This window comes from Mucilaginibacter sp., assembly GCF_028288185.1.
In the GTDB taxonomy this organism is placed as follows: Bacteria; Bacteroidota; Bacteroidia; order Sphingobacteriales; family Sphingobacteriaceae; genus Mucilaginibacter.
Window position 1 is genome coordinate 83,663 of the sequence record NZ_JAQBOF010000010.1, and the last position, 24,957, is coordinate 108,619.

Below are 24,957 nucleotides of genomic sequence, written 5' to 3' on the forward strand. Positions count from 1 at the left end.
AATTATTTATCTATGTTTCCAAGCATTAGTTCGCTAATAAAATACCTTATAGGGGTAGATATTCCGTTACCTATACAAACTTTTGGCTTTTTTGTGGCGCTTGCCTTTATGGCGGCTTACTGGGCCTTTGTGCAGGAGTTTAAGCGTAAAGAGAAACTGGGTTATATCCACACATTCGAAAAAAAAGTAACCATTGGTGCGCCAATTACTATGCCCGAGTTGATAGGCAATTGCGTATTTGGCTTTGTTTTGGGTTATAAATTCCTGGATATGGTATTTAATTACCATGCTATGATTGATGATCCGCAGGATTTTTTGTTATCCCTTCATGGTAATTTTATTGGCGGTATTTTATTTGCAGCCATATTTGGCTACTGGGCTTACTCAGAAAATAAAAAACAAATTTTAGCTAAACCCGAAACCAAAACCATAAAGGTACACCCATACGAGTTAATGGGGAACATACTGTTATGGTCTGCTATCTGCGGATTTGCAGGTGCAAAACTATTTAACGCGCTCGAGAACTGGGACGAGTTTATGCGCGATCCGGTTGGGATGCTGATAGGTTTTAGCGGACTTACTTTTTACGGCGGATTAATTTGCGGCGGTGCAGCCGTATTATATATTGCTAACAAACATGGTATAAAACCTTTAACCATGCTGGATATTGGCGGCCCGGGTATGATGCTGGCTTATGGCGTTGGTCGTATAGGTTGCCAAATGTCTGGCGATGGTGATTGGGGGATACCCAATGTTGCACCAAAACCCCACTGGTTAAGCTGGGCGCCAGATTGGATGTGGGCATTTAAGTTTCCGCACAATGTAAGTAATGAAGATGCCGGTAACCTTATACCTAACTGTATAGGCAAATATTGTAATGAACTAAAATTAGCGGTATATCCTACATCATTCTATGAGTCGGTGATCTGTATATTGCTGTTCTTCGTTTTATGGAGCATTCGAGATCGCATTAAGTTACCCGGCGTAATGTTTGGTATATACCTGGTACTAAACGGTATAGAGCGCTTTTTAATTGAATTGATAAGAGTAAATACCAAATATCATGTAGCCGGTATATTATTTACCCAGGCCGAAATGATATCACTTTGTTTAGCAATAGGAGGGTTAGCCTTAATTATAACGGGATTGAACAGAGATAAAAAGGCAACTGCTAAGCATGGCTAACGTAAAATTTAAAAAATTATTAAAAAATCAGATAGCCAGGTTTATATTTTCGGCAGGGATCGGGTTTTTGGTTGATATTGTTGCTTTCTACCTTTTAGATCATAATTGGCTGCAACAGCCCACTTATAATATATTAACTTTCATCTTTGATAACTATACACTTGCGTTAGCCATATCCTTCTTTTTCGGTGTAGTGGTTAATTTTTTAATTACCCGGTATTTGGTTTTTAATGAATCGGTATCGTCACCAACCAAACAATTTGTGCGTTTTGTATCGGTAGCTATAATTGGTTTTTTTGCCAATCTTATGTTGTTAGATATTTTTATCAGGTCAGTAGGTATGTATCCGCCTGTGGCACGTGTTGCTGCCGCGCTGAGCCTGTTCTTCGCCAGTTTTTTTGTACATAAGTTTTTCTCATTCAGCCTATCATTAAGACATCAACATGCAACTGGAGCAGATAGCAGCGCAAGTAATTGAGCTTTCAAAACAAGCCGGCGATTTTATCCGCCAGGAAAGAAAAACCTTTAGCAACGATAAAATAGAATACAAAGGCCTGAACGACCTGGTATCATACGTGGATAAAACTGCCGAAGGCATCATTGTTACCGGACTTGAAAAGATTTTACCCGAAGCCGGTTTTATAACCGAAGAGAAAACTACGACCAAAATAGGAGAGCGTTATAACTGGATCATTGACCCGCTTGACGGCACTACCAATTTTATACACGGCCTGCCTGTATTTTCGGTAAGCATAGCGCTTAAAGAATATGATGAACTGGTATTGGGTGTTGTGTACGAAATTAACCAGGACGAATGCTTTTATGCCTGGAAAGGTTCACCGGCTTACATGAACGGTACTGAAATTAAAGTAAGTAAAGCCCCTAAAGTGGCTGATTGTTTAATTGCTACCGGTTTCCCGTATTATGACTTTATAAAGCAGCCACAATACATGGAGTTGCTAAATTACCTAATGCAAAACTGCCATGGCCTTCGCCGCCTGGGCTCGGCTGCTACCGACCTGGTTTATACCGCCGCGGGACGATTTGACGTGTTTTATGAATATAACCTTAACTCCTGGGACGTTGCAGCTGGCATAGTGATATTAAAACAAGCCGGAGGTCATGTAGTTAATTTTAAAGGCGGTGATGAAGTGTTGGATACGCGAGAGCTGTTGGCTACTAATGGACGAATCACTAAAGAAATGATTACCATTATTCAAACATACTTCAAATAAAAAAGGACCGCACAAATCTGTGCAATCCTTATCTTAATCGGTGTAATCTTTATCTTAATCGGTGCAATCTAAAAATTATAATGCTTCTGACACCACTTCCTGAACCTCAGGAACCATGCGTTTAAGCAAATTCTCAATACCTGCTTTTAGGGTGATTGTTGATGATGGGCAACCGCTGCATGAACCACGCAGTTCAACAGTTACCACACCTTCGTTAAATGAGCGGTAAGAAATAGCACCACCATCCTGCTCAACAGCCGGGCGTACGTAATCATTTAATATTTGTTGGATCTTTATTTCGGTTTCTGTACCTTCAAAAGCAACATCTTCGGCTTGTTCTTCCAGTTGAACTTTTAATTCAGACTCAACCGCGCCTTTTACAAACTCTTTCAATATCGGCTCAATATCTTCCCAATCGGTACCTTCAGTTTTGGTAACGGTAACAAAGTTGCTTGCGAAGAATACACCGTTAACAAACGAAAATTTATATAACTCTTTAGCGAACGGTGATTTTTCTGCACTCTCTTTAGTGGCGAAATCTGCACTCCCATTGATCATCAATTTGTTCACAATGAACTTCATGGTTGCCGGGTTAGGCGTAGATTCGGTATATACGTTGATATTCATTTTGCTCTCTCTTTTATTTACTTAACAAAGTTAAATAGGTTTTTGATTAAAGTATCATCCTAATTTAGTTATGACCTGTTGGTGACGGTCTTGATGTGCAAATGCGCGGATATGCAAATGTGCAAATCAATAAATTTAAAAAGCAGATCTGCACATCAAATTCCTGTATAATTACTCGGCGTTATCTTCTTAATCTCCTCCTTAACACTATCCCCAACCTGCAAAGTATCTACAAACTCTGCTATAGTCTGCGCGTTAACCTGTGTATTGGTACGTGTAAGCTCTTTTAACGCTTCATACGGATTTGGATAGCCTTCCCGCCTTAAAATGGTTTGTATGGCTTCGGCAACCACGGCCCAGTTAGCTTCCAAATGTGCGTTCAGCGCATTTTCATTTAATAACAATTTACCCAAGCCTTTTATTGTTGATTTTATGGCGATTAACGTATGCGCTACCGGCACACCTATGTTACGCAGTACGGTCGAATCGGTTAAGTCGCGCTGTAACCTTGATATAGGCAGTTTGGCTGCCAAATGCTCAAATATCGCATTAGCAATACCTAAGTTACCTTCAGAGTTTTCAAAATCTATCGGGTTTACTTTATGTGGCATCGCTGATGAACCTACCTCGCCGGCTTTAATTTGCTGCTTAAAGTAGTTCATAGATATATAGGTCCACATATCGCGATCAAGGTCTATCAGGATATTGTTGATCCTTTTTAAAGCATCACACTGCGCGGCAAAATTATCGTAATGTTCAATTTGCGTGGTGTATTGCGAACGGCTCAACCCTAAAATATTATTAACAAAGTTATTGCCAAAATCCTTCCAGTTAATATTGCTATAAGCCACATTGTGCGCGTTAAAATTACCTGTAGCCCCGCCAAATTTAGCTGATGTAGGTACTTGCCTTAATAAATGTAGTTGGTTTTCTAATCGCTCAATAAAAACCTGTATTTCTTTGCCCAAACGGGTAGGCGATGCCGCTTGCCCATGAGTATGGGCCAGCATTGGTATTTGCTCCCAATCGCCTGCATATTTTTTTAATAATGTAACCAACTCATTAATAGCCGGATAGTAAACCTCATCCAACGCCAACTTAAAAGTATATGGGATGGCGGTATTGTTAATATCTTGTGATGTTAAGCCAAAGTGAATAAACTCTTTATGTTCTTGCAGGCCAAACTCATCAAATTTTTGTTTGATAAAGTATTCAACCGCTTTAACATCATGGTTGGTTATTTTCTCAATATCCTTAATGCTTTGTGCATCAGCCTCGGTAAAATTTTTGTAAATATCCCGTAACTTTTCTATCAAATTTTTATCAAAACCTTGTAGTTGTGGTAACGGATGCTGGTATAAAGCTATAAAGTATTCGATCTCTACAAATACCCGGTATTTGATCAGGGCATATTCAGAAAAATAAGCTCCTAGTTGGGCGGTGGTTTTTCGGTAACGGCCATCAATGGGTGATATTGCAGATAGAGGTGTAAGTGTCATGTTCGGTGATTTTGTGCAAAGGTAACAATTTGGCTTATTAACTAGCAGTAGCAGTTATAGTAGCAGTCAGAAATATTTGTAAAGCAATTGTCCAATAGGGCCAAACTCGATCGTCATTACTAAGTAATGTTAAAAACTTTTTCTAAATGGAAACTTTAAAATCTAAAAATGTTTCCATAGTTTTGACCAATCAAGTCAATGGGTCAAATAGATAGAATAATACAAGGCGGTGAGGATCTGTTTTTAACAGCAGGCATCAAAAGCGTTACGATGGATGATATAGCTAAACACTTAGGCATGTCAAAAAAAACCATCTACCAGTTCTTTAAAGATAAAAACGAGTTAGTGATAGCTCTGGTAAAGAAAAAGTTGCAACAGGACGAAGATCAGATGTGTGCCATAATGCTTAAATCTGAGAATGTGATAGAGGAAATGATCAACATGATGAAATGCTCGCAAGAGATATTCTCAAGGATCAACCCGATAGTAATCCATGATCTGCAAAAATATCACCCGGAAGCATGGCAGCATTTTCAGACTTTTAAAGCCAATGTAATAGTACACACTTTAGAAGAGTTGCTAACTAAAGGTATTAAGCAAGGCTATATACGCCCGGATATAGATGTTAAAATTATGGCACGTATGCGGGTAAACCAGGTAGAGATGGGTTTTAATTCTAACATCTTCCCCATCGCCGAGTTTAGCACATGGAAAGTACAGTACCAGCTTTTAGAGCATTTTAATTTTGGCATTTGTACCCTAAAGGGTTATAAATTGCTAAATGAGTTTAAAAATATAAATGATGAATAATTTTCCTGCTGACATAGGGCTGTCATAACCGGGATGTTATTTTGAAAAGACAATTAAATAAATAGTCAACTAAACACACAATAATACAATGAAATATATTTTTCTAACAGCGTCTTTAATTTGTGCCATAGCTTTAAGTGGTTATGCGCAGCAGGCACCGCCTCCCAATACGCCGGTAAACTTTAGCCTGGCCGATTGTATAAAATATGCTTATGACCACCAGGACTCGGTAAAAAACGCCAACCTTGATGTGCAAAGCGCCGAATATAAAGTAAAGGAAACTATAGGCTCCGGTTTACCGCAGATAAACGGTTCTATTAGTTTCCAGGATTTTTTAAAACCACCGGCAACAGTAGGCCCTAATGTTTTTGGCCCGCCGCCAATTGACTTGAATGCACCTTTAGTAAAGTTCCCGTTTGGCGCTGTTAAGTATAACAATACTTACTCGTTGCAGGCTAGTCAGCTTTTATTTAGCGGGACGTTTTTAGTTGGTTTACAGGCGGTAAAAACTTTCAGAGAGCTATCACAACGCAGTTTGGTACGCTCTAAAATTGAAACCAATGTTAATGTTACCAAAGCGTATTACCAGGCATTAGTGAGTAATGAGCAGGTAAAATTGCTGGATGCCAACGTTATCCAACTAAAACAAACGCTTGACCAAACAACTCAGCAAAATAAACAAGGTTTTGTAGAGAAAATAGATGTTGATCGTTTATCAGTTCAATATAATAACCTGATTACTAATCGCGATAATGTTGAACGGTCATTGGTGTTAAATATACAGATGTTAAAGTTCCAGATGGGCATGCCTATTGAGCAGCCCTTGACATTAACAGACAAATTGGAAAGTATTGACATGCAAAACCAGGCTGCCGCAAGCGCGCTTGATACAGCTTTTTATCATAATCGTATTGAATATAAGTTGTTGGAAACCAACATAACGCTTAACCAACTTGATGCTAAAAGTAAAAAAGCCGCTTTTTTACCTACGGTAAGTTTAAACGGTGGCTTCGGCGAGGTTTTTCAGGAAAACCAATTTAAATATTTATATAACAATATGTATCCAAACAGCTTTATTGGCTTGAGTATAAATATTCCAATTTTTAGTGGAGGCCAACGCATTAATCAGCTAAAGCAATCGCAAATAAGCGTGATGAAAGCCCAAAACGATTTGCATAACGCAAGTAACGGATTTAAGCTGCAAGCCAACGCTGCGCGGATAACTTTTTATAACAGCATGCAATCGCTTAACAACCAAAAACGTAGTCGCGAGTTGGCGCAAGAGGTTTTAAGGGTATCAAAAATTAAATATCAGCAGGGGGTAGGTTCAAGCATTGAGGTTACACAAGCACAAACCGAACTGGAAAATTCAGACAATCAATACATACAGGCACTATACAATGCTTTAATAAGCAAGGTAGATCTTGATAAAGCATACGCACGCATTAACTAAAACTAAATCACCATAAAAAATGAAAAAATTAATATACATACCAGCCTTATTGTTGTTAGCAGCATGCTCGCAAAAACCAAAGGATAAAGCGACGGAATTAGCCGATCTAAAAAAACAACAGGCAGACATCAACTCAAAAATTGCGGCATTGCAAACTACAGACGCCAGCCAGGATTCATCTAAGAGTGCTGATATAAGCGTATTAAAAATTGCTGAAACCAAGTTTACCCACTATGTTGATATACAGGGTAAAATTGATGCTAAAGATAACGTAATGGCTTATCCGCAATCGCCGGGTGTTATTACTAAGATCTATGTAGTACCGGGCCAGCATGTAAGCAAGGGCCAGCTTTTGGCACAATTAGATAACAGTGTGCTGAAAGAAAATATATCACAAGCCGAATCACAGGCTACTTTGGCCAAAACGTTGTTCCAACGTCAAAAAAATCTGTGGGATCAAAAAATTGGTACCGAGGTGCAGTTTTTACAAGCACAAACTCAAATGCAAAGTGCGCAAAAACAAGTTGACGCATTGCGCCAACAGGCCGATCTGTATCGTATCATTTCGCCTATTAGCGGCAGTATTGACCAAATGGATCTTAAACTGGGCCAGGTGGCACAGCCGGGCAGTACAGGTATCCGTATTGTAAATGCCGATGTGTTAAAAGTTAAAGCTGATGTGCCTGAGTCATACGCAAGCCGTGTGAACCAGGGCGACAATGTAAAAATTGTTGTGCCTGATGGTAATGACTCTTTAAGTGCGAAGTTAACTTTCGCTGCTAAAGTTATCGATCCAACATCACGTAGTTTCGCTATTGAAATAGCTTTACCTGTGCGCAAAACTCTGCGCCCTAACATGACAGCTATTATAAAAATAGCCGACTATAACAACAGCAAAGCAATTGTTATTCCGCTAAATGCCATTCAAAAATCAGAGCAGGGCGATTACGTTTATGTTAATGATAATGGTACAGCCAAGCGCAAAAATATTAAAGTTGGCATAAGCTATGGCAGCCAGGCCGAAATTATATCAGGCTTAACTATCGGCGACCAATTAATAACTGCCGGCGCTGCCGATTTGAATGATGGCGACAAAGTAAATGTGTTACAATCTGGTAATTAATCACACTTAAATAATTTGATCTATAATGAAAGATCTTAACAAAGAATTTGGGCCATCAAGCTGGGCCATTGATAATAAGACTGCCATATACGTACTTATATTTTTAATTACGGTACTGGGGCTTATCAGCTATAATACTTTGCCTAAGGAAAATTTTCCGGATATAGCACAATCAAAGGTTTTTGTGAGCACGCCATATATTGGCCAATCGCCGCAAAATATTGAGTTGCTGGTTACAAGGCAATTAGAGAAACAATTAAAATCACTTAAAGGTTTAAAAAAGGTAACATCAAACTCAAAACAAAACATCTCTGTAATAACAGCCGAATTTAATGCGGATGTTAAGATCAGGGATGCAAAAATTGACGTAAAAGAAGCGGTTGATAAAGCAAAACAAGATTTGCCGCAGGGCGATGTTAACCTTAAAGAATCAATCATATCTGATATTAATGTTGCTGATATCCCTATCCTTTATGTAAATATTTCAGGCGATTATGACCTGAAAAAGTTGAAGGAATATGCCGATAACTTAAAAGACGAGATAGAGAGTTACAAAGAGATCTCACGCGTTCAGGAAGTAGGTGCGTTAACACCCGAGATCCAGATCAATGTCGACATGAATAAAATGGCGGCAGTACAATTAAGCTTTGGCGATATTGTACAAGCAATTGGTAATGAAAACATCATAGCGTCGGCAGGTAATGTAACTACAGATGGTATCCGTCGTAGTATAGACATTAAGAAAGATTACAAGAGCGCTGCCGAAGTAGCCGAAATGGTAGTAAGAAACCCAAAAGGGCAACCAATATACCTGCGTGACATCGCCGAGATAAAAGATTCGTTTTTAGAACAGGAAAGCTACGCACGTTTAAAAACAAACGATAGTAAAGACTTTAAGAATGTAATTACGCTTAACGTAAGTAAACGTACCGGCGAAAACCTGATCGAAGCTTCTGATAAAATAAACAATCTTATTGCACAGAAACTTAAAACGACATTCCCTAAAGGCCTTAAAATAACCGTAACCGGCGATCAGTCAGACAAAACACGTACAACGTTGAATGACCTTATTAACACCATTGTTATTGGTTTTATACTGGTTACCATCATCTTGATGTTTTTTATGGGTAGCACCAACGCCATATTTGTGGCGCTATCGGTACCGCTGTCGTGTTTTATCGCCTTCCTGGTCATGCCGGCTATTGGCTTTACGCTAAATATGATCGTGCTGTTCTCCTTCCTGCTCGCTTTGGGTATAGTAGTAGATGATGCCATTGTGGTAATTGAAAACACGCACCGGATATTTAACAATGGAGCTATCCCAATTAAACAAGCAGCTAAGATAGCCGCGGGCGAAGTATTTTTACCTGTATTTTCTGGCACCATGACTACGCTTGCACCGTTTGTTCCGTTGGCTTTTTGGAATAGTTTGATAGGGCACTTTATGTTCTTCCTGCCTATTACATTGATCATAACGTTACTGGCATCATTGGTTGTAGCCTACTTGTTTAACCCGGTATTTGCGGTTGATTTTATGAAGCCGCACGTTGAAGGTGAACATGATAACCCTAAGTTTGATAAAAAGACAGCACGTACAACAGCCATATTAGGTGGTTTGGGCTTATTAAGTTACTTGATGTTTTTTGCCGGTAAGTGGACAATGGGTATGGGTAATTTGTTTGCGTTGGCTATCGTCTTGTACCTGTTAAATCATTTTGTTTTATTACGGGCGATAGACAGTTTCCAAAACAACTTATGGCCGCGCTTTAAAGACTGGTACGCCAGATGGTTGGAACGTGCTGTTAAAAGCCCGGTATGGGTATTGGGTGGCACAGTGTTGTTGTTTATATTTACCATATTCTTCCTGGTAGCCCGGTCGCCAAAAGTGGAGTTTTTCCCGGCTGGTGATCCCAACTTTGCCTTTGTTTATATCAGGATGCCTATCGGCACAGATCAGACTTATACTAATGAGGTAACCAAGAAATTGGAGAAACTTGTTGCAAAGGCTGTTGAGCCTGATAAGGATATCGTTTCATCCATTATATCAAACGTTACAGCCAGTGTTGCCGACCCAAGTGATGAGGACCAGGGCGATTACGAAAACAAGAGTAAGATAACCGTAGCGTTTGTTGAATTTGGTAAACGTAATGGTAAGGATACCAAAGCAGTATTGGCAAATGTGCGTAAGGCTGTTGTTGGGATAATCCCGGGTGCTATAATAGCGGTAGCGCAAGAGAATGGTGGCCCACCAGTACAAAAAGATATTAGTATTGAAATAGCCGGTGATAATATAGATACATTGGTTAAAACTGCTAATCATTTAAAAAGCTACCTGGCCAAACAAAACATAGCTGGTATAGAAGGATTGATTGCCGATGTGCAGACCGACAAACCTGAAATAGTATTTGATGTTGACCGTGAACGAGCAAACCGCGAAGGTATAAGCACAGGACAGGTAACAGATGCATTAGCTATTGCAGTTTTTGGTAGAAAAGCCGCTGATTTTAGAAATACCCGCGAGGATGATTACCAGATAAAAGTACGTGCCTTAGAAAGCCAGCGCAGTAACCTGGACGCTTTAAAGAACTTAAAGATCACTTATCGCGATATGGCAACAGGTGGTGCTATACGCCAGGTGCCTATATCTGCCTTTACAGATGTAAGGTACACCACAACTTATAGTAACATCAAGCATAAACAACAAAGACGCGTATTAACCTTAGGATCTAACGTTATTAAGCCGAATAACATCAATGAGGTTAACGCTAATATTTTAAGAGCGATAAACACTTTTAAAAAGCCGCTTAGTGTAACCATAAAAATGGGTGGCGGACAGGAAGACCAGGCAGAAGCAATGAACTTTTTGCTGGGTGCTTTGGCTACTTCGTTTGGTTTGATCCTGATCATCCTCATGATCCAGTTTAACTCTACGGGTAAAACGTTGATCATATTGAGTGAAATATTGTTCAGTATTATAGGGGTGTTGTTAGGTGTGAGCATATTTAAAATGACTATATCAATTGTAATGACCGGTGTAGGTATCATTGCCCTCGCGGGTGTTGTGGTACGTAACGGGATCTTACTGGTTGAGTTTACAGATATGTTGATGGAACAGGGCGCAAGCATACATGATGCTGTTGTCGAGGCCGGCCATACGCGGATGACTCCGGTACTATTAACAGCTACCGCAGCCATATTAGGTTTAATACCATTGGCTGTAGGCTTTAATATAGATTTTGTGGGCTTGTTTACACACTTTAAACCACATATTCACTTTGGTGGGGATAACGTAGCGTTTTGGGGACCGTTAGCATGGACAATGATATTTGGGTTAGGTTTTGCAACCATAATTACCCTGATATTGGTACCATGTATGTATTTGATCCGTTATAGGATTAAAGCCAGGTTCAGCAAAAAAGAATTGCATGAAACACCTGCAGAGATAGCTGGATAGTTATCAAGTTTATTATAACCAAGAGGCTCCGATATATCGGGGCCTCTTTTTGTTATGCACCTTTTTTGGGAATGATTATTGCAAACCATGGTTCTACAAACATTGGAGTCATGAAACTTAAAATAGAAAAACCGTTTTGGCAAGTATTAGGAGTTGGCGTATTAGCCGGTATGCGCTCTGCATCGGCACCGGCTATAACCAGTCATATATTAAGCCACCACCATTCAAAAATATTAGAGCGATCGCCATTAAACTTCATGCAATCAAACGTTGTAGCTAACGGCCTTAAACTTATGGCGCTGGCCGAATTTGTTGGCGACAAATTACCCTCAACACCAGATAGAATTAAGCCTGTAGTAATAGCGGCCCGCTGCATATCAGGCGCATTGGCAGGCGCGGGTATATTAAAAGCTAGTGGGGGCAACGCGATTGTTGGCGCTTTAATAGGCGGTACGGCAGCATTTGCATCAACATTTGGTAGTTTCTTTTTGCGAAAAACTACAGTTAAAAGTTCTGGCGTGATACATCCTATTATTGGTGTAATAGAAGATGCGCTGATAATTAGTGCCGGATTAGAGTTGGCTAAACTGGCTTAATATGGGCGTGATTTAGGGTTGCTTTTTAATTTTAATGTAATTTGTGTATCAATTTTGTGAGTTTAAACACTTGTTTGGCCTTATTGAGGTTATAATGTAGAATTTTTGATAATTTTGTTTAAATAGTCAGTTTTACAGTAAATACGCTACAATGAGTACAGGAAGCGATCAGCAGGATATTAAGCGGGAAAAGATTTTAGAAGCGGCCTACCAACGGTTTTTGCATTATGGATATTCAAAAACCACCATGAATGAGATAGCCGGCGATCTGTCGCTATCTAAAGCATTACTATATTATTATTTCCCGGATAAAAGCCAGTTATATATTGCCGTTATGCGCAAATTGGCTGGGGAGTATATACAGGACTTGGAAAATAAGCTTAACACATTTGTCAATCTTAAAGAAGCATTTGTATCACAGATAGATACTCAGCATAATTTCATCGTAAAAAATTACAACTTTTTTGATTTTTTTAGAGTTAACGAACAAAACCTGCCGGATACTATTTGGGAAATTATAACCGAGATACACCAAACCGAAATGGTATTGTTAAGCGCGGCTATTAAAACCGAAGCCGATAAGGGAAATATAAAACCAGTTGATAACCCTGAACAAATTGTTGATCTGCTGTTAGACGCGTTGCATGGGGTTAGGGTAAGCGCGGTATCGCATAAAAAAGTAATGTTTCCGCAAAAAGAACACCTGGATGAAATACATACCAAGCGGTTATTACTGCTTGATATATTTATAAAGGGCTTGATGTATTAACTAAACTACTGTCACCTTGCAGTAAAAAATACTGACTATCAGCGTGGAAAGATAACTTAATGGTAACTTTGACCGTTAATAAATAAGATAATAATTAATATAATATATATCAATTATCAAAGATACTTCTAAAGTTAAGAGGTGATTGTTTTAGAGTGATTAAGCAGGCAGAAAGTAAAATTTCAGCCTGCTTTTTTTATATATACTAATCCAGGGGAGGTATTAGTTTTGGCTAAGATCTATAAGCGTCCAGTTTTTTTGTTTGTCAACCTGGCCACCATTGTATTTTAAAACGATCTTAAATTCGGTATTAATTTTGTCGCCGCTATCATTTCTTGATTCAACCGATGATTGTATCACATATACAGAATCCGATTGCTTTCCAAACTGGTATTTAGTATCAGAAAAATTAGCGCTTGATGATTTTAGGGTAGGGCGTATAAACTCTTTAGCTATAGTATAAGCATCATCACTGCCGGGCAGGCCTTTAAAAAAATCGGGTTTTAATGAGCCTGTAAGTGTTATTTTAACTACTACCGATATTACTATAAAAATTAAAAACAGGAATACTACAAGCGCCTTGTTGCCTTTTTTTTTATTCGCGGCTTTTTCCTTTAAATATTGATCAGTTTTGTTGTTGGGTAAATCGTTTGCCATACTATTAGCTTAGTATAAAATAATGCTTTAAAGTTAAAGATAAAAACTACAAAAATAAATCATCAAGAATATTTATAACAACTTATATATACAACTTGCCGCCTTAGCCAAAAAATAGGTAAGAGATCAATATTGCCGTTACTACACCAAAAAAATCGGCAATAAGCATGGCGGGGATAGCGTAACGTGTTTTCCGGATGCCAACCGAACCAAAATACAGTGCCACAATATAAAACGTAGTATCGGCAGTGCCGTATAAAACGCTTGATAGATGGCCGGTAAAGCTATCCGCACCATAAGTTTTTAAGTTATCAAGCATCATAGCCCTTGCCCCCGATCCACTAAGCGGACGTAAAAAGGCTATAGGCAAAACATCGGTAAATCGGGTATCAATATTAAAGTGGCTAAATATCCACTTAAAGCCATCACCTAAGTAAGTAACAGCCCCGCTTATCCTGAATATGCTTACGGCTGCCAATAAAGCAACCAAATAAGGAATGATTTTAATAGCGATATCGAAACTTTCTTTAGCGCCTTCAATAAAAGTTTCAAACACGTTTATTTTCTTGCGTACACCACCTAATATAAACAGAACAGGCAATCCAAATAAGGTTAAATTACTGAACACTTTCGATACATCACTTATTTGGGTTTTAGTTAGATAGGCAGTAAAATACCATATCACTAAAGCTATAAAAACGGTTATTCCTCCAAGCCAGGTTAAAATAACCTTATCAAACAGATTTATTTTTTGCTTAATGCTTACCACAATTAAACCGGCCAGTGTAGCCACGTAAGTTGCAATAATACAGGGGATAAAAATATCAGTAGGGTCTTTAGAATGGTATATGGCACGCTGCGCAATAATAGCTATGGGTAAAAGTGTTAAGCCGGACGCATGCAACACCATAAACATGATCTGCGAGTTTGATGCCGTGTTTTTATCTTTATTTAATTCCTGCAAGCCGTTCATAGCCTTTAAGCCAAAAGGTGTAGCGGCATTATCCAGTCCCAATAAATTGGCCGCATAATTCATCATCATTTGTCCAACAGCAGGATGATCTTTAGGTACTTCAGGGAATAAGCGATTAAAAAATGGCCCTACAATACGCGAAAGGAAATTTATTGCCCCGGCTTTTTCGGCTACTTTTAATATACCCAGGTAAAAGGCCATTATACCTACCAGGGGCAAGGCAATATCCATTACCGATGATTTGGTAGAGTCAAATGTACCTTCTATCATCAATCTGAATATCTCGGTATCGCCTAAAAATATCAGCTTGAATAAACCGATGACAAAGGCAATTAAAAAAAAGGCAATCCAGATATAATTTAAGGCCATGCTTTATGAGTATAATATTGCAGATGTGAAAATATGCAATTTTTGATTTGATAAGCACTTTTGTTTTGCGCAATTTTAAATTAAATATAATAACAGCAAAAATTGAAACATACCATAGCACAATTAGCCGATGCGATTAATGATTTGTTGACAACCGATCTGCAGGCCATAGATTGGGATTACAAACCCGCGCCGGACAGGTGGTCTAGAAAAGAAATTATTGGCCATTTAGTTGATAGTGCTCAGATAAACCTGCAACGCTTTATACGCTGCACTTATGAAGAAAACTTTAAGCTGACGTATGAACAGGTGGAGTGGGTGCAGGTACAACACTACCAGGATACCGATATTAATGAGATATTGGAACTTTGGCGACTGCTTAACTTTCAAATTATTACGGTATGGAAAAACTATCCTGCCGACAGACTTACCGCACAATGTGACAACAGTAAAACCGAAGTTAGCTTACATACCGTTGAATGGCTGGCCCAGGATTATGTAGATCACTTAAAACATCATTTAAGGCAAGTGTATTAATGGATCTAACTAAACCATCCGGATATTCGGGCACGCAATTGGTAAAGAAATTGGGTATTAAACCGGGCTTTAATATAGGTTTAATTAATGAACCGATTTATTATTTTGATTTGCTTACAGATATGCCTGCTGATGTACAGTTAATAAAGGATGAAGGTGTTAAAAAAGACTTTATTCATTTCTTTACCAAACAGGAGAGCGAACTTTTAGAATTATTGCCGCTATTAAAGCAGGAGATTAAAGCCAACGGAATGATCTGGGTGTCATGGCCCAAAAAAGCATCGAAAGTTTTAACAGATATTACCGAAGATACTATCCGCAACTATGCACTGCGCATTGGCCTGGTTGATATAAAAGTTTGCGCGGTTGATGAGGTATGGTCAGGCCTGAAACTGGTTATACCTATTAGGGATAGGGGATAATTATTGGCCAATGATAAATACGCTTAGTACCTAATCTTTAATCTTCGATCACTAATCTTTAACATCAATCAAACGCCATTACATTTTTATCAGGGACTATTTGCATAATGTAATCTCTTTTAAGCGGGTCATAAGGTTGGGTATCATTCACCGTGATATAAATACTACAGAGATTTTTTATAAAATAGGTTTGTACATCGCCTATAGTGCCTTCCTTGTTAATATACTGTGATATAGAATTGTTTAACAACGTGTATTGCTCCACCTCGTTTGTTTCCAATTCCATAAATTGCTTTTTGCCATCGGCCCTTATGCTTAGGCTTACAAAGGTTCCGCCTTTTATAGTTAGTTTGTAAGTGCGATTTTTTGTTTTAACATTCTTTACTGTAGTAGTATATCCTTTGGCCGTTAAAAAAGTGTCAGCTTGCTCAAGGTTGTTATGTAACAAAAATTTAAGATCCTCGTACGATATCAGGTTTTTTTGCCCGAAGCAATAACTGGTATAGCCAATAAATAATAAACAAGTAAGTAGCTTTTTCATACGTGTATTTTACAGTAGGATGTTGTTAAAATTACAGAAATGTTGATTTTGCGCAAAGTTTACTCCTGCAAAAGTTATAACTTAGCACACTTGTTACATAGATTATGCCTACTATAAATTTAGAACGCGTGCATGGCGATTTTGGCTTTGCCGCAAGTGATGAAAACGGACATACCATAAAGATGGATAGCAGCCCCGAAAGTGGTGGCCAAAATTTTGGGGTGCGCCCTATGCAAATGCTGCTAATGGGCCTGGGCGGCTGCTCGGCTATTGATGTGATAGCTATATTAAAGAAACAGCGCCAGGATGTTAAAGATTATAAAATGGTTATCAGCGGTGGCCGCGAAACAGGTAAAGAGCCTTCTTTATGGAAAGATGTTACCATCGAGTTTCATTTATACGGCGATATAGACCCGGATAAAGCCAGCCGCGCTGTTGATCTTTCAGTTAATAAATATTGTTCGGTTGCGGCTACTTTAGAAAAAGCCGGTGCCGAAATTAAAACGCAGGTGTTTGTACATCCTGCACAATAACTAATAAAACTAATACTAAATGTCATCTAAACTAGACCCTATAACCCAGGCTATACGCATTCAAACAGAAAGAACGCAACAGCAGGAACACTCTACACCACTATATTTAACCAGTAGCTTTGTTTTTGATGAAGCAGAGGCTATGCGCGCCGCATTTGCTGATGAAACCGATGATAATATTTACAGCCGTTTCAGCAATCCTAACGTTGATGAGTTTGTAGCTAAGATGTGCGCTTTAGAAGGTGCCGAAGCTGGCTTTGCAACTTCAACCGGCATGAGCGCTGTATTTGGGTCTTTCTTTGCATTACTTAAACAAGGCGACCACTTAATAAGCTGTAGTTCTGTATTTGGCAGTACGTTTACCTTAGTTACCAAATATTTGCCTCGTTATGGCATTACCTGCACGTTGGTACCAGCTAATGATGAAGCGGCTTGGGAAGCGGCCGTACAGCCTAATACGAAAATGATTTACCTTGAAACGCCAACTAACCCTCAATTAGAGATCTTGGATTTGGAGTGGGCCGGTAAATTTTCAAAAAAGCATAATCTTATTTTAAATGTAGATAACTGTTTTGCTACACCGCTGTTACAAAAACCTATTGAGTATGGTGCCGATCTGGTAGTACATTCGGCTACTAAATGGATTGACGGTCAGGGCAGGGTATTAGGTGGCATAGTTGTTGGCCGTGCCGATCTGATTAAAGAAATATACTTATTTTGCCGTAATACGGGCCCTGCATTAGCACCGTTTAACGCTTGGATATTAAGTAAGAGTTTAGAAACGCTTGATGTGCGCATGACCCGCCATTGCGAGAACGCGCTTACAGTTGCCCAAACCTTGCAAAGTAATCCGCATGTTTCGAAGGTGAAATATCCTTTCCTGGAAGGGCACCCGCAATTTGACATCGCCAAAAAACAAATGAAAATGGGCGGCGGTGTATTTTGTATGGAACTTAAAGGCGGCTTAGAAGCCGGTCGTAAATTTTTAGATGCTCTGCAAATGCTTTCGGTAACAGCCAACCTGGGCGATACCCGCAGTATAGCATCGCATCCGGCAAGTACAACACACTCAAGGTTAACTGATGAGCAAAGATTAAGCGTTGGTATTACCCCCGGCCTTATCCGTATATCTACCGGTTTAGAAAAAGTAGAAGATATTATAGCTGATATTAATCAAGCTTTAGAAAAAAGTGCAGGTTAATCTAGGAGTGTTCAAAAGATCAATATCACAAGAGGCGTAGCTTTTTTCAACAGGTTTTAACCCGTTGAAAAGATCAACATTAAATAACGAGTGCTATAGGCACGATGTATATTTATATGGGCCGAACCTATGGTTCTTCATTTGCTTTGTCTTAAAACTCAACGGATTGAAATCCATTGCTATAATGTTGGCCGAGGCTAACGCCTCTGATTGGGGAAGGGGTAGTCTGGATTTACAATAATTTGTATATTGCCTTCACTTAAACATTGAATCATGAATTTTAAAACCTTACTCATAACGGCAGTTATTTTCTGCACGCCCTTGTTGTTAATTGCATCACGGCCGCCGAAAAAAAAGTTAGTGTCGGGATTTTATAAGGTAATTGACGAAAAGGGTATCCACTTGGAATTAAATCATACCCATAAATATTATGATGTCGAGTCAACTCCGTTTGTAAGTACCAGGCATATCGTTTCTACAGCGGTAACTTTGGTAAAGTTTAATGGTACATCGCACCCAACACTAATGATTGTTTTTGATGCCGAAGGCGCAAGTGCCAATACCAAAGCATCATCAACAGGTTATAAACGAACAATAGGTTTGATTTTAAATAATAAACTTAAACTGGCACCCAGTATGGTGGGCAATATCACCGGCAATAGTATAAACATATCCGGTGCATACACGCTTGAGCAGTTAAAGGATTTAAAGGCCGAAATTGATAAGTCTAAATAGTTTCTAACACCTTGTATTCTGATCAGTCTTTAAAGTTATAATAATGATAAAACAGGATGACCGGGTTTATGTGTTTAAGATTATAACCGCTTTAATTTTACTGTGTTTTTATACAATTAAACTACAAGCACAGGCAAATTTTGTACTTAAAGCACCTGATTATAAATTCTATATTGACCGCTTTAACCGCGAGGATGACGAAATATATAAAGAGCACTTCACTAATGATTCTGCCTGGGCTTTTTTAAGTCAAAACATACCGCTGCTTGATTGCCCGGATAAAGATATTGAACTTACCTACTATTTTCGCTGGTGGGCTTATCGTAAACATATCAAACTTACGGCAGATGGCTATGTGATCACGGAGTTTTTGCCGCAAGTGCCATGGTCTGGTAAATATAATACAATAAGCTGCGCTTTAGGACACCAGATTTATGAAGGGCGCTGGCTTAAAAATGAAATATACCTGAAAGATAATACGCTCTTTTGGCTCAAAAAAGGAGGCGATCTGCGCAGCTATAGTAATTGGCTATCTGATGCGCTTTGGGCAAATTATGAAGTTGATCCTGATGCTACCTATATCAAAGCATTGTTGCCGGACTTGGTTGAAAATTATAAAAAGTGGCAAACGGGCAAAAACTACCATAATCAATTTATGGGTAAAAATGCAGATGGATTATTCAGTAGTATAGACGACCGTGATGGCATGGAAATGTCTATTGGCGGGAGTGGGGAAAGACCTACCATTAACGCTTATATGTATGGCGATGCAATAGCGATAGCTAAAATCGCAAATTTGAAAGGTGATAGCGCTACAGAAAAAGAATTTAAACAAAAAGCAGATTCATTAAAAACACTTATACTGGCTAAACTTTGGGATAGTAATGATTCCTTTTTTAAAGTACTACCTTATGGCAAACAGAACCTGGTGGCTGTAAAAGAGATCATGGGTTACACTCCCTGGTATTTTAACCTACCTCCGGATGATAAAGGTTATGACGCGGCTTGGAAATATATCAAATCGGAGAAAGGTTTCTTTGCCCCATACGGCCTAACAAGTGCCGAACAGGATGATCCCGGTTTTAAATTGGCTTATACCGGTCATGAATGTCAGTGGAACGGCCCCAGCTGGCCATTTTCAACATCTGTTACACTTACCGCCCTGGCCAATGTTTTGAATAACTATAATCAAACAACGGTAACAGCCTCAAACTACTATGATCAGTTAAGTATTTATGCCAAATCACAACGACGCATTGACAAAGATGGGAAAGTGATACCCTGGATAGATGAAGTGTTGAACCCTTATACCGGCGATTGGATATCGCGCACTATATTACAAGGCTTAAACTTTCCTCCGGGTTTAGGCGGCAGGGAGCGCGGAAAAGATTATAATCATTCGACTTACTGCGACCTGGTTATTTCCGGGCTGATTGGTTTGCGCCCGCAAAGTAATAATAAGGTTATAATTAACCCGCTGATCCCAAAAAACAAGTGGGATTGGTTTTGCCTGGATAATATTACCTATCATGGTAAAACATTAACCATACTTTATGACAAATTTGGAAACAAGTATAAAAAAGGACAGGGCCTGATGTGTTTTGTTGACGGTAAGTTAATGGCGCGTTCTGCCGATATTAAGAAAATGGTTTTCTTTCTTAGATAGCTAAAGGTGCTCTGTCTTCCCAGAGAAAAATATACAACCAAGATGCCACGTACACATGATAAAATAATCCATTATTAACGCTGTATAGTCCATTTAATTTCAATATATTATTTTTAGATTGCCTACCATTATTAGTATTGTTGCCCGAGTTTAAACCTTTCCAAATTAATAAAAAACCGATGAGAAAACATGTCCTCTGCTTTGCGGCAATGCTTTTTATTGCGTTGAATATTGACGCACAAACAACGATCTCTTTAAATGCAAATGATAAAGGAAGGGTTTTTGAAGGGATCGGGGCTGTTAGCGCCGGGGCTTCAACTCGCAATCTGGTCGATTACCCTGAAAAGCAACGCGCCGAGGTACTTGATTTTTTATTCAAACCAAAGTTTGGGGCAGGCTTTCAGCATCTTAAAGTTGAAATAGGGAGCGGCGAAAATTCAACTTGCGGCAGTGAACCTTCTCACGCTATCACCCGAGAAGAATTACTTGACCCTAAACCCCGGGGTTATGAGTTTTGGCTGATGGCTGAAGCGCGTAAACGCAACCCGAATATTATACTAGACTGTCTTCCATGGGGTTACCCTAGTTGGGTTGGTAAACGGTTTTCGCAGGAGTCTGCTGATTGGTTTGTTTCATTTTTGGAAGTTGCCCGCAAACACTATGGGCTGGATATAAACTGGGTATCTGCGGCCCAAAACGAAAATGGAACTGATTTGAACTGGATAGCCAAATACTTGCGCCCAACATTAGATGCCCATGGTTTTTCAAAAGTGAAACTTCAAGCTCCGGATGATGACAGTGAATATTGGCAGGTATTTGATCAACTTGAAAAGAACCCTGAATATAACCACTTGATTGACGCTGTTGGTTATCATTATGTGGACGGTCGCGAGCCGTGGCAGATTGATCAGAAAACAGGCCGCGATGCGACAGAGAAAGCCAAGCAATCAGGCAAACCGCTGTGGGCCACCGAGGAATGGAGTCAGTCGGGGCAGGAGTGGGGAGGAAAAGGGGCCCTCTACCTGGCCCGGTTAATGAATAAACTATATACGCGAGATCGTATTACAAAATACGAGATTTGGTGCCCTGTTGATGGTATTTATGACCAAATTATTTGGGCTAATACAGGTGCAATACAGGCCGACTCGCCGTGGAGCGGCCATTATACCGTGTGGCCATCGGTATGGGCATTGGCCCATACAACCCAATTTGCCCAACCTGGCTGGGTATATATGGACGGAGCTTGCGGGCAATTTGATATTAATACCTGGCGCGGTAGCCATGTGGCAATGCGGGATCCGAAAACCGGCGATTGGTCGGTTATCATAGTCACCGGAGAAAAACGGAGGGTAAAGCTCGATATTGGTAAAGGGCTTAAAAACGGACCTGTTTATTTATGGAAATCAACAGAAAAAGAACAGTTTATCAGGCAAAAGCCACTGCGGTTAAATAAGAACTCTATTGAAATAGAATTGGAGCCTGATGCAATTTATACCTTAACCAGTACCACCGGGCAAACAAAAGGCACATTTGGTACGCCGCCGGCAAGTAAGCCATTTCCTTTTCCATATATAGAGGATTTTAGTAACTATGCCCCCGGCCAAACGCCACGATATTTCTCAGATCAGAAAGGTACTTTCGAAACCTATCAGTATCCGGGCGGTGGAATGTGCCTGGCGCAGATCGTGCCCGATCAGGGAATTTTATGGTATAACAACTGGTTATTGAAACCACACTCGTTATTTGGCGACGCTAACTGGCAAAATTATACCATTGAAGGTAACGTTTTATTGGAAGGTGGTGATGTGGAGATAGGCGGACGCTACGCCGATAGAAATAAGCTGGGTTTTCGCTGGATACTTACCCGGGACGGGCGGTGGCAACTAAACTGGCAATACACCACGCTCGCTTCGGGCCAGATCGAGAACTTCAAACCTTCGGATTGGCACCAACTCCGCCTGGAAATGAATGGTGACCAGGTTACCGGGTTTGTGGATGGCCATAAAATGACAACCGTTACGAGCAAATCAGGCTTAAAAGGTATGGCTTTCATTGCAAGCACCTATAATCATAATTTGTTTGATAATATTCATGTAAAGGCATTAGCTGCTGAATGATAGCTATTGGGTTGGCGAAATCCGGACTAATGGAGATACCTGATTTATGCAATTAATTAATTGATAAAATCAATTAATTAGCTAATTTCAGAGATTATAAGCCACTTTATTTCCCAGCCATGGATAGACGATTTTTACCCTTATTATTGAGCTTGTTTTTTATAAACAGCACTGTGTCGCCAGCACAGGTCAGGCAACCATCAGCTAATATTCTGGCCGTCTCGAATGATGTCAAATGGCATACTTTGGGTAACGATGAAAATAGCTCAATGCCTTTGGGTAACGGTGATATTGCCGCCAATGTCTGGACCGAAAAGAATGGCGATATCGTATTGCTAATTGCTAAATCTGATGCGTGGGCAGAGACTGCAAATCTCTTTAAAATTGGCCGCGTTCGCGTAAAATTAACGCCGAATCCATTTGCGGATACGGTTGATTTTACACAAGTACTACGATTGGAAAGCGGTACGCTTGAAATTAAACGTGGCACGAACACAGTGTTGGTCTGGATCGATGCCAATCACCCGGTGATCCACGTGCAGGCAATGCTGGCTAGTGCCGGCAACATGAGTGCCGGGCTTGAAATGTGGCGCAAGGTGCAAGCTGACGGCGTTTCTTTAGCAGCAGGTTCGGATTTTTCATCAGTTATGAACGGCGACCGTCAACCTAAATTAAAACCTGATTTTGTTTTTCCTGTAACGAAAAACCGTCTGGCCTGGTGCCATTACAATGCTGATAGTTATTATCCGTACATACTCAAACAACAACACCTGGAAAGCTTAACAAATAAATACCCGGACCCGCTTTATCAGCGTTGCTTTGGCGCGTTGTTAACCGGCCCCGGGCTTGTCAAACAGGATGACCGTACTTTAAAGTCGGCCAAGGCAGGGCGACAGTTGCAGCTCGATATTGTAGCGCTTACGGGTATTAAATCAGCTTCGCCCGCCGGCTGGAACAATAAAATCAATGCGTTGGCTAACACCCTTGCCGGCTACGACTCACGCAACTTGCGCAAGTCTCATGAACAATGGTGGTCTGATTTTTGGAATCGTAGTTGGATCCATGTAACCGGAACCGATGACGCTAAAAAAGTTTCGCAAGGTTATGCTATGCAACGCTATATGATTGCGGCATCCTCGCGCGGCGAGTCTGCCGTAAAATTTAACGGCGGCTTATTCACCGTAGGGCATGATATGGCCGAAGGCGTGAAACAAAACAAAACCAACTATGACCCCGATTTTCGCGAATGGGGCGAGGCTTATTGGAACCAAAATAACCGTTTGTTTTACTGGCCATTGGTGATGACCGGGGATAACGATTTGCTAAAACCCTGGTTTGACATGTATTTAAACCACCTGGATTTTGCTAAGGCCCGCAACTTTTTATACTATCATCATGATGGTGCAAGTTTCCCTGAAACCATGGAATTTTATGGGGTACCAAGGATGGACGATTTTGGAGGAAATAACCCTACCAATGAGATCCAAAGCCGCTGGCAGCGCTATCATGTACAGGGCACCCTTGAAGTAATTGCCGAAATGCTTGACCAATATGATTATTACGGTGGCAAAGCATTTGCCCGGTCGTCTATAGTGCCGTTTGCCGATGCCATCATTACTTACTATGATAAACACTGGCAAAGGGACGCTAATGGTAAGATCTATATGTACCCTATGCAGTCGCTTGAAACCTATCAGCTTACAGCGGCTAATCCTACACCGGATATCGCGGGCCTGATGAGTGTCATCCCGCGTTTACTGGCACTTCCGTCTGAGATGACCACCCAGCAACAGCGCGACAACTGGTCGCGCGTGCTTCGTGATCTGCCGCCACTGCCGATGGGTAAAACCGTTAAAGGCAAAATACCTGCATTTGGCGAAGGCGATACCGACGGCAAGGCAGTCATTTTGCCTGCAGAAAAATACGGTAAAACAGAAAATAGCGAAAACCCGGAACTTTATACCACTTTTCCGTACCGTATTTACGGCGTAGGGAAACCTAACCTTGAACTGGCGCTTAATACATTTGCCGCCAGGCATTTCCCGGCAAACACCTGCTGGGGGCAGGATGGCACCCAAGCATCTATACTCGGCCTTACCAATGTGGCAAAAAAAGCGGCCATTGCCGAATTTACCAATTACGGCAAAGATGATTTTCTATGGTTTTGGAGGGCTGACCATGATTGGAACCCCGATTTTGACAACGGCGGTTCGGGTATGATCACGCTTCAAAACATGCTGATGCAATGTGATGGCAAGCGGATACAGCTAACCCCCGCATGGCCGGCAGACTGGACCGCCGACTTTAAACTCCATGCACCCGGTAATACTACTGTTAAAGGGCATGTAGAAAAAGGCAAGCTATCCAACTTGCAGGTAATACCTGCAAGCAGAGCAAAAGATGTGGTGCTTGTGGCTTCGAAATGATCTTCGGGGTTAATGTTGAATTTTTAATA

At 40.2% G+C, this 24,957-nt stretch carries 22 protein-coding genes; 17 read left to right on the forward strand and 5 right to left on the reverse strand.

Features of this window, described 5'->3' with window-relative positions; genetic code table 11:
- Window positions 1-12: 12 nt before the first annotated feature.
- The 3 genes from JWQ34_RS04720 to JWQ34_RS04730 are packed head-to-tail and all read left to right on the forward strand — an operon-like array spanning window position 13 to window position 2,420.
- A complete protein-coding gene (locus JWQ34_RS04720; protein ID WP_299354640.1) occupies window positions 13-1,185 on the forward strand; it encodes a prolipoprotein diacylglyceryl transferase in 1,173 nt (390 codons plus the stop codon).
- A complete protein-coding gene (locus tag JWQ34_RS04725) occupies window positions 1,178-1,663 on the forward strand; it encodes a GtrA family protein (RefSeq protein ID WP_299354643.1) in 486 nt (161 codons plus the stop codon). The genes JWQ34_RS04720 and JWQ34_RS04725 overlap by 8 nt, the downstream gene beginning before the upstream one ends.
- Window positions 1,629-2,420, forward strand: a complete 792-nt coding sequence (locus JWQ34_RS04730; RefSeq protein ID WP_299354646.1) for an inositol monophosphatase family protein — start codon at window positions 1,629-1,631, stop codon at window positions 2,418-2,420. Before JWQ34_RS04725 ends, JWQ34_RS04730 begins: the two co-directional genes overlap by 35 nt.
- A gap of 75 nt (window positions 2,421-2,495) precedes the next feature.
- On the opposite strand, the gene JWQ34_RS04735 is transcribed toward JWQ34_RS04730, so the two are convergent.
- Both JWQ34_RS04735 and purB read right to left on the reverse strand, forming a co-directional pair.
- Window positions 2,496-3,047, reverse strand: a complete 552-nt coding sequence (locus tag JWQ34_RS04735; RefSeq protein ID WP_299354649.1) for a NifU family protein — start codon at window positions 3,045-3,047, stop codon at window positions 2,496-2,498.
- A gap of 155 nt (window positions 3,048-3,202) precedes the next feature.
- Complete coding sequence (gene purB, locus JWQ34_RS04740) at window positions 3,203-4,546, reverse strand: adenylosuccinate lyase (protein WP_299354651.1); 1,344 nt, start codon at window positions 4,544-4,546, stop codon at window positions 3,203-3,205.
- 198 nt (window positions 4,547-4,744) lie between these two features.
- Here purB and JWQ34_RS04745 point away from each other — a divergent pair, with 198 nt between their 5' ends.
- The 6 genes from JWQ34_RS04745 (at window position 4,745) to JWQ34_RS04770 (ending at window position 12,751) form a co-directional block, all read left to right on the forward strand.
- Window positions 4,745-5,356, forward strand: coding sequence for a TetR/AcrR family transcriptional regulator (locus JWQ34_RS04745; RefSeq protein ID WP_299354654.1), 612 nt, complete (start codon window positions 4,745-4,747; stop codon window positions 5,354-5,356).
- An 88-nt stretch (window positions 5,357-5,444) separates the two neighbouring features.
- A complete protein-coding gene (locus tag JWQ34_RS04750; protein ID WP_299354657.1) occupies window positions 5,445-6,809 on the forward strand; it encodes a TolC family protein in 1,365 nt (454 codons plus the stop codon).
- 19 nt (window positions 6,810-6,828) lie between these two features.
- Window positions 6,829-7,932 (forward strand): efflux RND transporter periplasmic adaptor subunit, encoded by a 1,104-nt coding sequence (locus JWQ34_RS04755; RefSeq protein ID WP_299354660.1) that lies wholly within the window; start codon window positions 6,829-6,831, stop codon window positions 7,930-7,932.
- Between the two features lie 25 nt (window positions 7,933-7,957).
- Window positions 7,958-11,386, forward strand: a complete 3,429-nt coding sequence (locus tag JWQ34_RS04760) for an efflux RND transporter permease subunit (protein ID WP_299354663.1) — start codon at window positions 7,958-7,960, stop codon at window positions 11,384-11,386.
- Between the two features lie 110 nt (window positions 11,387-11,496).
- The gene (locus JWQ34_RS04765; protein WP_299354666.1) at window positions 11,497-11,982 is read left to right on the forward strand and encodes a DUF4126 family protein; all 486 of its coding nucleotides are present in this window, start codon (window positions 11,497-11,499) and stop codon (window positions 11,980-11,982) included.
- Between the two features lie 151 nt (window positions 11,983-12,133).
- Window positions 12,134-12,751: a TetR/AcrR family transcriptional regulator gene (locus tag JWQ34_RS04770; protein ID WP_299354669.1), complete on the forward strand. Its 618-nt coding sequence runs from the start codon at window positions 12,134-12,136 to the stop codon at window positions 12,749-12,751.
- Between the two features lie 222 nt (window positions 12,752-12,973).
- Here JWQ34_RS04770 and JWQ34_RS04775 read toward each other — a convergent pair whose 3' ends face one another.
- Together JWQ34_RS04775 and JWQ34_RS04780 are read right to left on the reverse strand one after the other, a co-directional pair.
- Window positions 12,974-13,408: a hypothetical protein gene (locus JWQ34_RS04775; RefSeq protein WP_299354671.1), complete on the reverse strand. Its 435-nt coding sequence runs from the start codon at window positions 13,406-13,408 to the stop codon at window positions 12,974-12,976.
- A 103-nt stretch (window positions 13,409-13,511) separates the two neighbouring features.
- Window positions 13,512-14,750, reverse strand: coding sequence for a nucleoside recognition domain-containing protein (locus tag JWQ34_RS04780; protein ID WP_299354674.1), 1,239 nt, complete (start codon window positions 14,748-14,750; stop codon window positions 13,512-13,514).
- A 102-nt stretch (window positions 14,751-14,852) separates the two neighbouring features.
- Here JWQ34_RS04780 and JWQ34_RS04785 point away from each other — a divergent pair, with 102 nt between their 5' ends.
- Together JWQ34_RS04785 and JWQ34_RS04790 are read left to right on the forward strand one after the other, a co-directional pair.
- Window positions 14,853-15,287: a DinB family protein gene (locus tag JWQ34_RS04785; RefSeq protein WP_299354677.1), complete on the forward strand. Its 435-nt coding sequence runs from the start codon at window positions 14,853-14,855 to the stop codon at window positions 15,285-15,287.
- A complete protein-coding gene (locus JWQ34_RS04790; protein WP_299354680.1) occupies window positions 15,287-15,709 on the forward strand; it encodes a DUF3052 domain-containing protein in 423 nt (140 codons plus the stop codon). Before JWQ34_RS04785 ends, JWQ34_RS04790 begins: the two co-directional genes overlap by 1 nt.
- A 64-nt stretch (window positions 15,710-15,773) precedes the next feature.
- On the opposite strand, the gene JWQ34_RS04795 is transcribed toward JWQ34_RS04790, so the two are convergent.
- A complete protein-coding gene (locus tag JWQ34_RS04795) occupies window positions 15,774-16,250 on the reverse strand; it encodes a hypothetical protein (protein WP_299354683.1) in 477 nt (158 codons plus the stop codon).
- A gap of 104 nt (window positions 16,251-16,354) precedes the next feature.
- Here JWQ34_RS04795 and JWQ34_RS04800 point away from each other — a divergent pair, with 104 nt between their 5' ends.
- The 6 genes from JWQ34_RS04800 (at window position 16,355) to JWQ34_RS04825 (ending at window position 24,928) form a co-directional block, all read left to right on the forward strand.
- Window positions 16,355-16,783 carry an OsmC family protein gene (locus JWQ34_RS04800; protein ID WP_299354686.1) on the forward strand — a complete coding sequence of 143 codons (429 nt, stop codon included), beginning with the start codon at window positions 16,355-16,357 and terminating at the stop codon, window positions 16,781-16,783.
- Between the two features lie 19 nt (window positions 16,784-16,802).
- Window positions 16,803-17,984, forward strand: coding sequence for an aminotransferase class I/II-fold pyridoxal phosphate-dependent enzyme (locus JWQ34_RS04805; RefSeq protein ID WP_299354689.1), 1,182 nt, complete (start codon window positions 16,803-16,805; stop codon window positions 17,982-17,984).
- A gap of 273 nt (window positions 17,985-18,257) precedes the next feature.
- Window positions 18,258-18,719, forward strand: a complete 462-nt coding sequence (locus JWQ34_RS04810) for a hypothetical protein (RefSeq protein WP_299354692.1) — start codon at window positions 18,258-18,260, stop codon at window positions 18,717-18,719.
- A gap of 43 nt (window positions 18,720-18,762) precedes the next feature.
- Window positions 18,763-20,385: a glycosyl hydrolase family 65 protein gene (locus tag JWQ34_RS04815; RefSeq protein WP_299354695.1), complete on the forward strand. Its 1,623-nt coding sequence runs from the start codon at window positions 18,763-18,765 to the stop codon at window positions 20,383-20,385.
- Between the two features lie 179 nt (window positions 20,386-20,564).
- The gene (locus tag JWQ34_RS04820) at window positions 20,565-22,502 is read left to right on the forward strand and encodes a hypothetical protein (protein WP_299354698.1); all 1,938 of its coding nucleotides are present in this window, start codon (window positions 20,565-20,567) and stop codon (window positions 22,500-22,502) included.
- A gap of 119 nt (window positions 22,503-22,621) precedes the next feature.
- Window positions 22,622-24,928 carry a DUF5703 domain-containing protein gene (locus tag JWQ34_RS04825; RefSeq protein ID WP_299354701.1) on the forward strand — a complete coding sequence of 769 codons (2,307 nt, stop codon included), beginning with the start codon at window positions 22,622-22,624 and terminating at the stop codon, window positions 24,926-24,928.
- The last annotated feature ends 29 nt before the right edge of the window (window positions 24,929-24,957 follow it).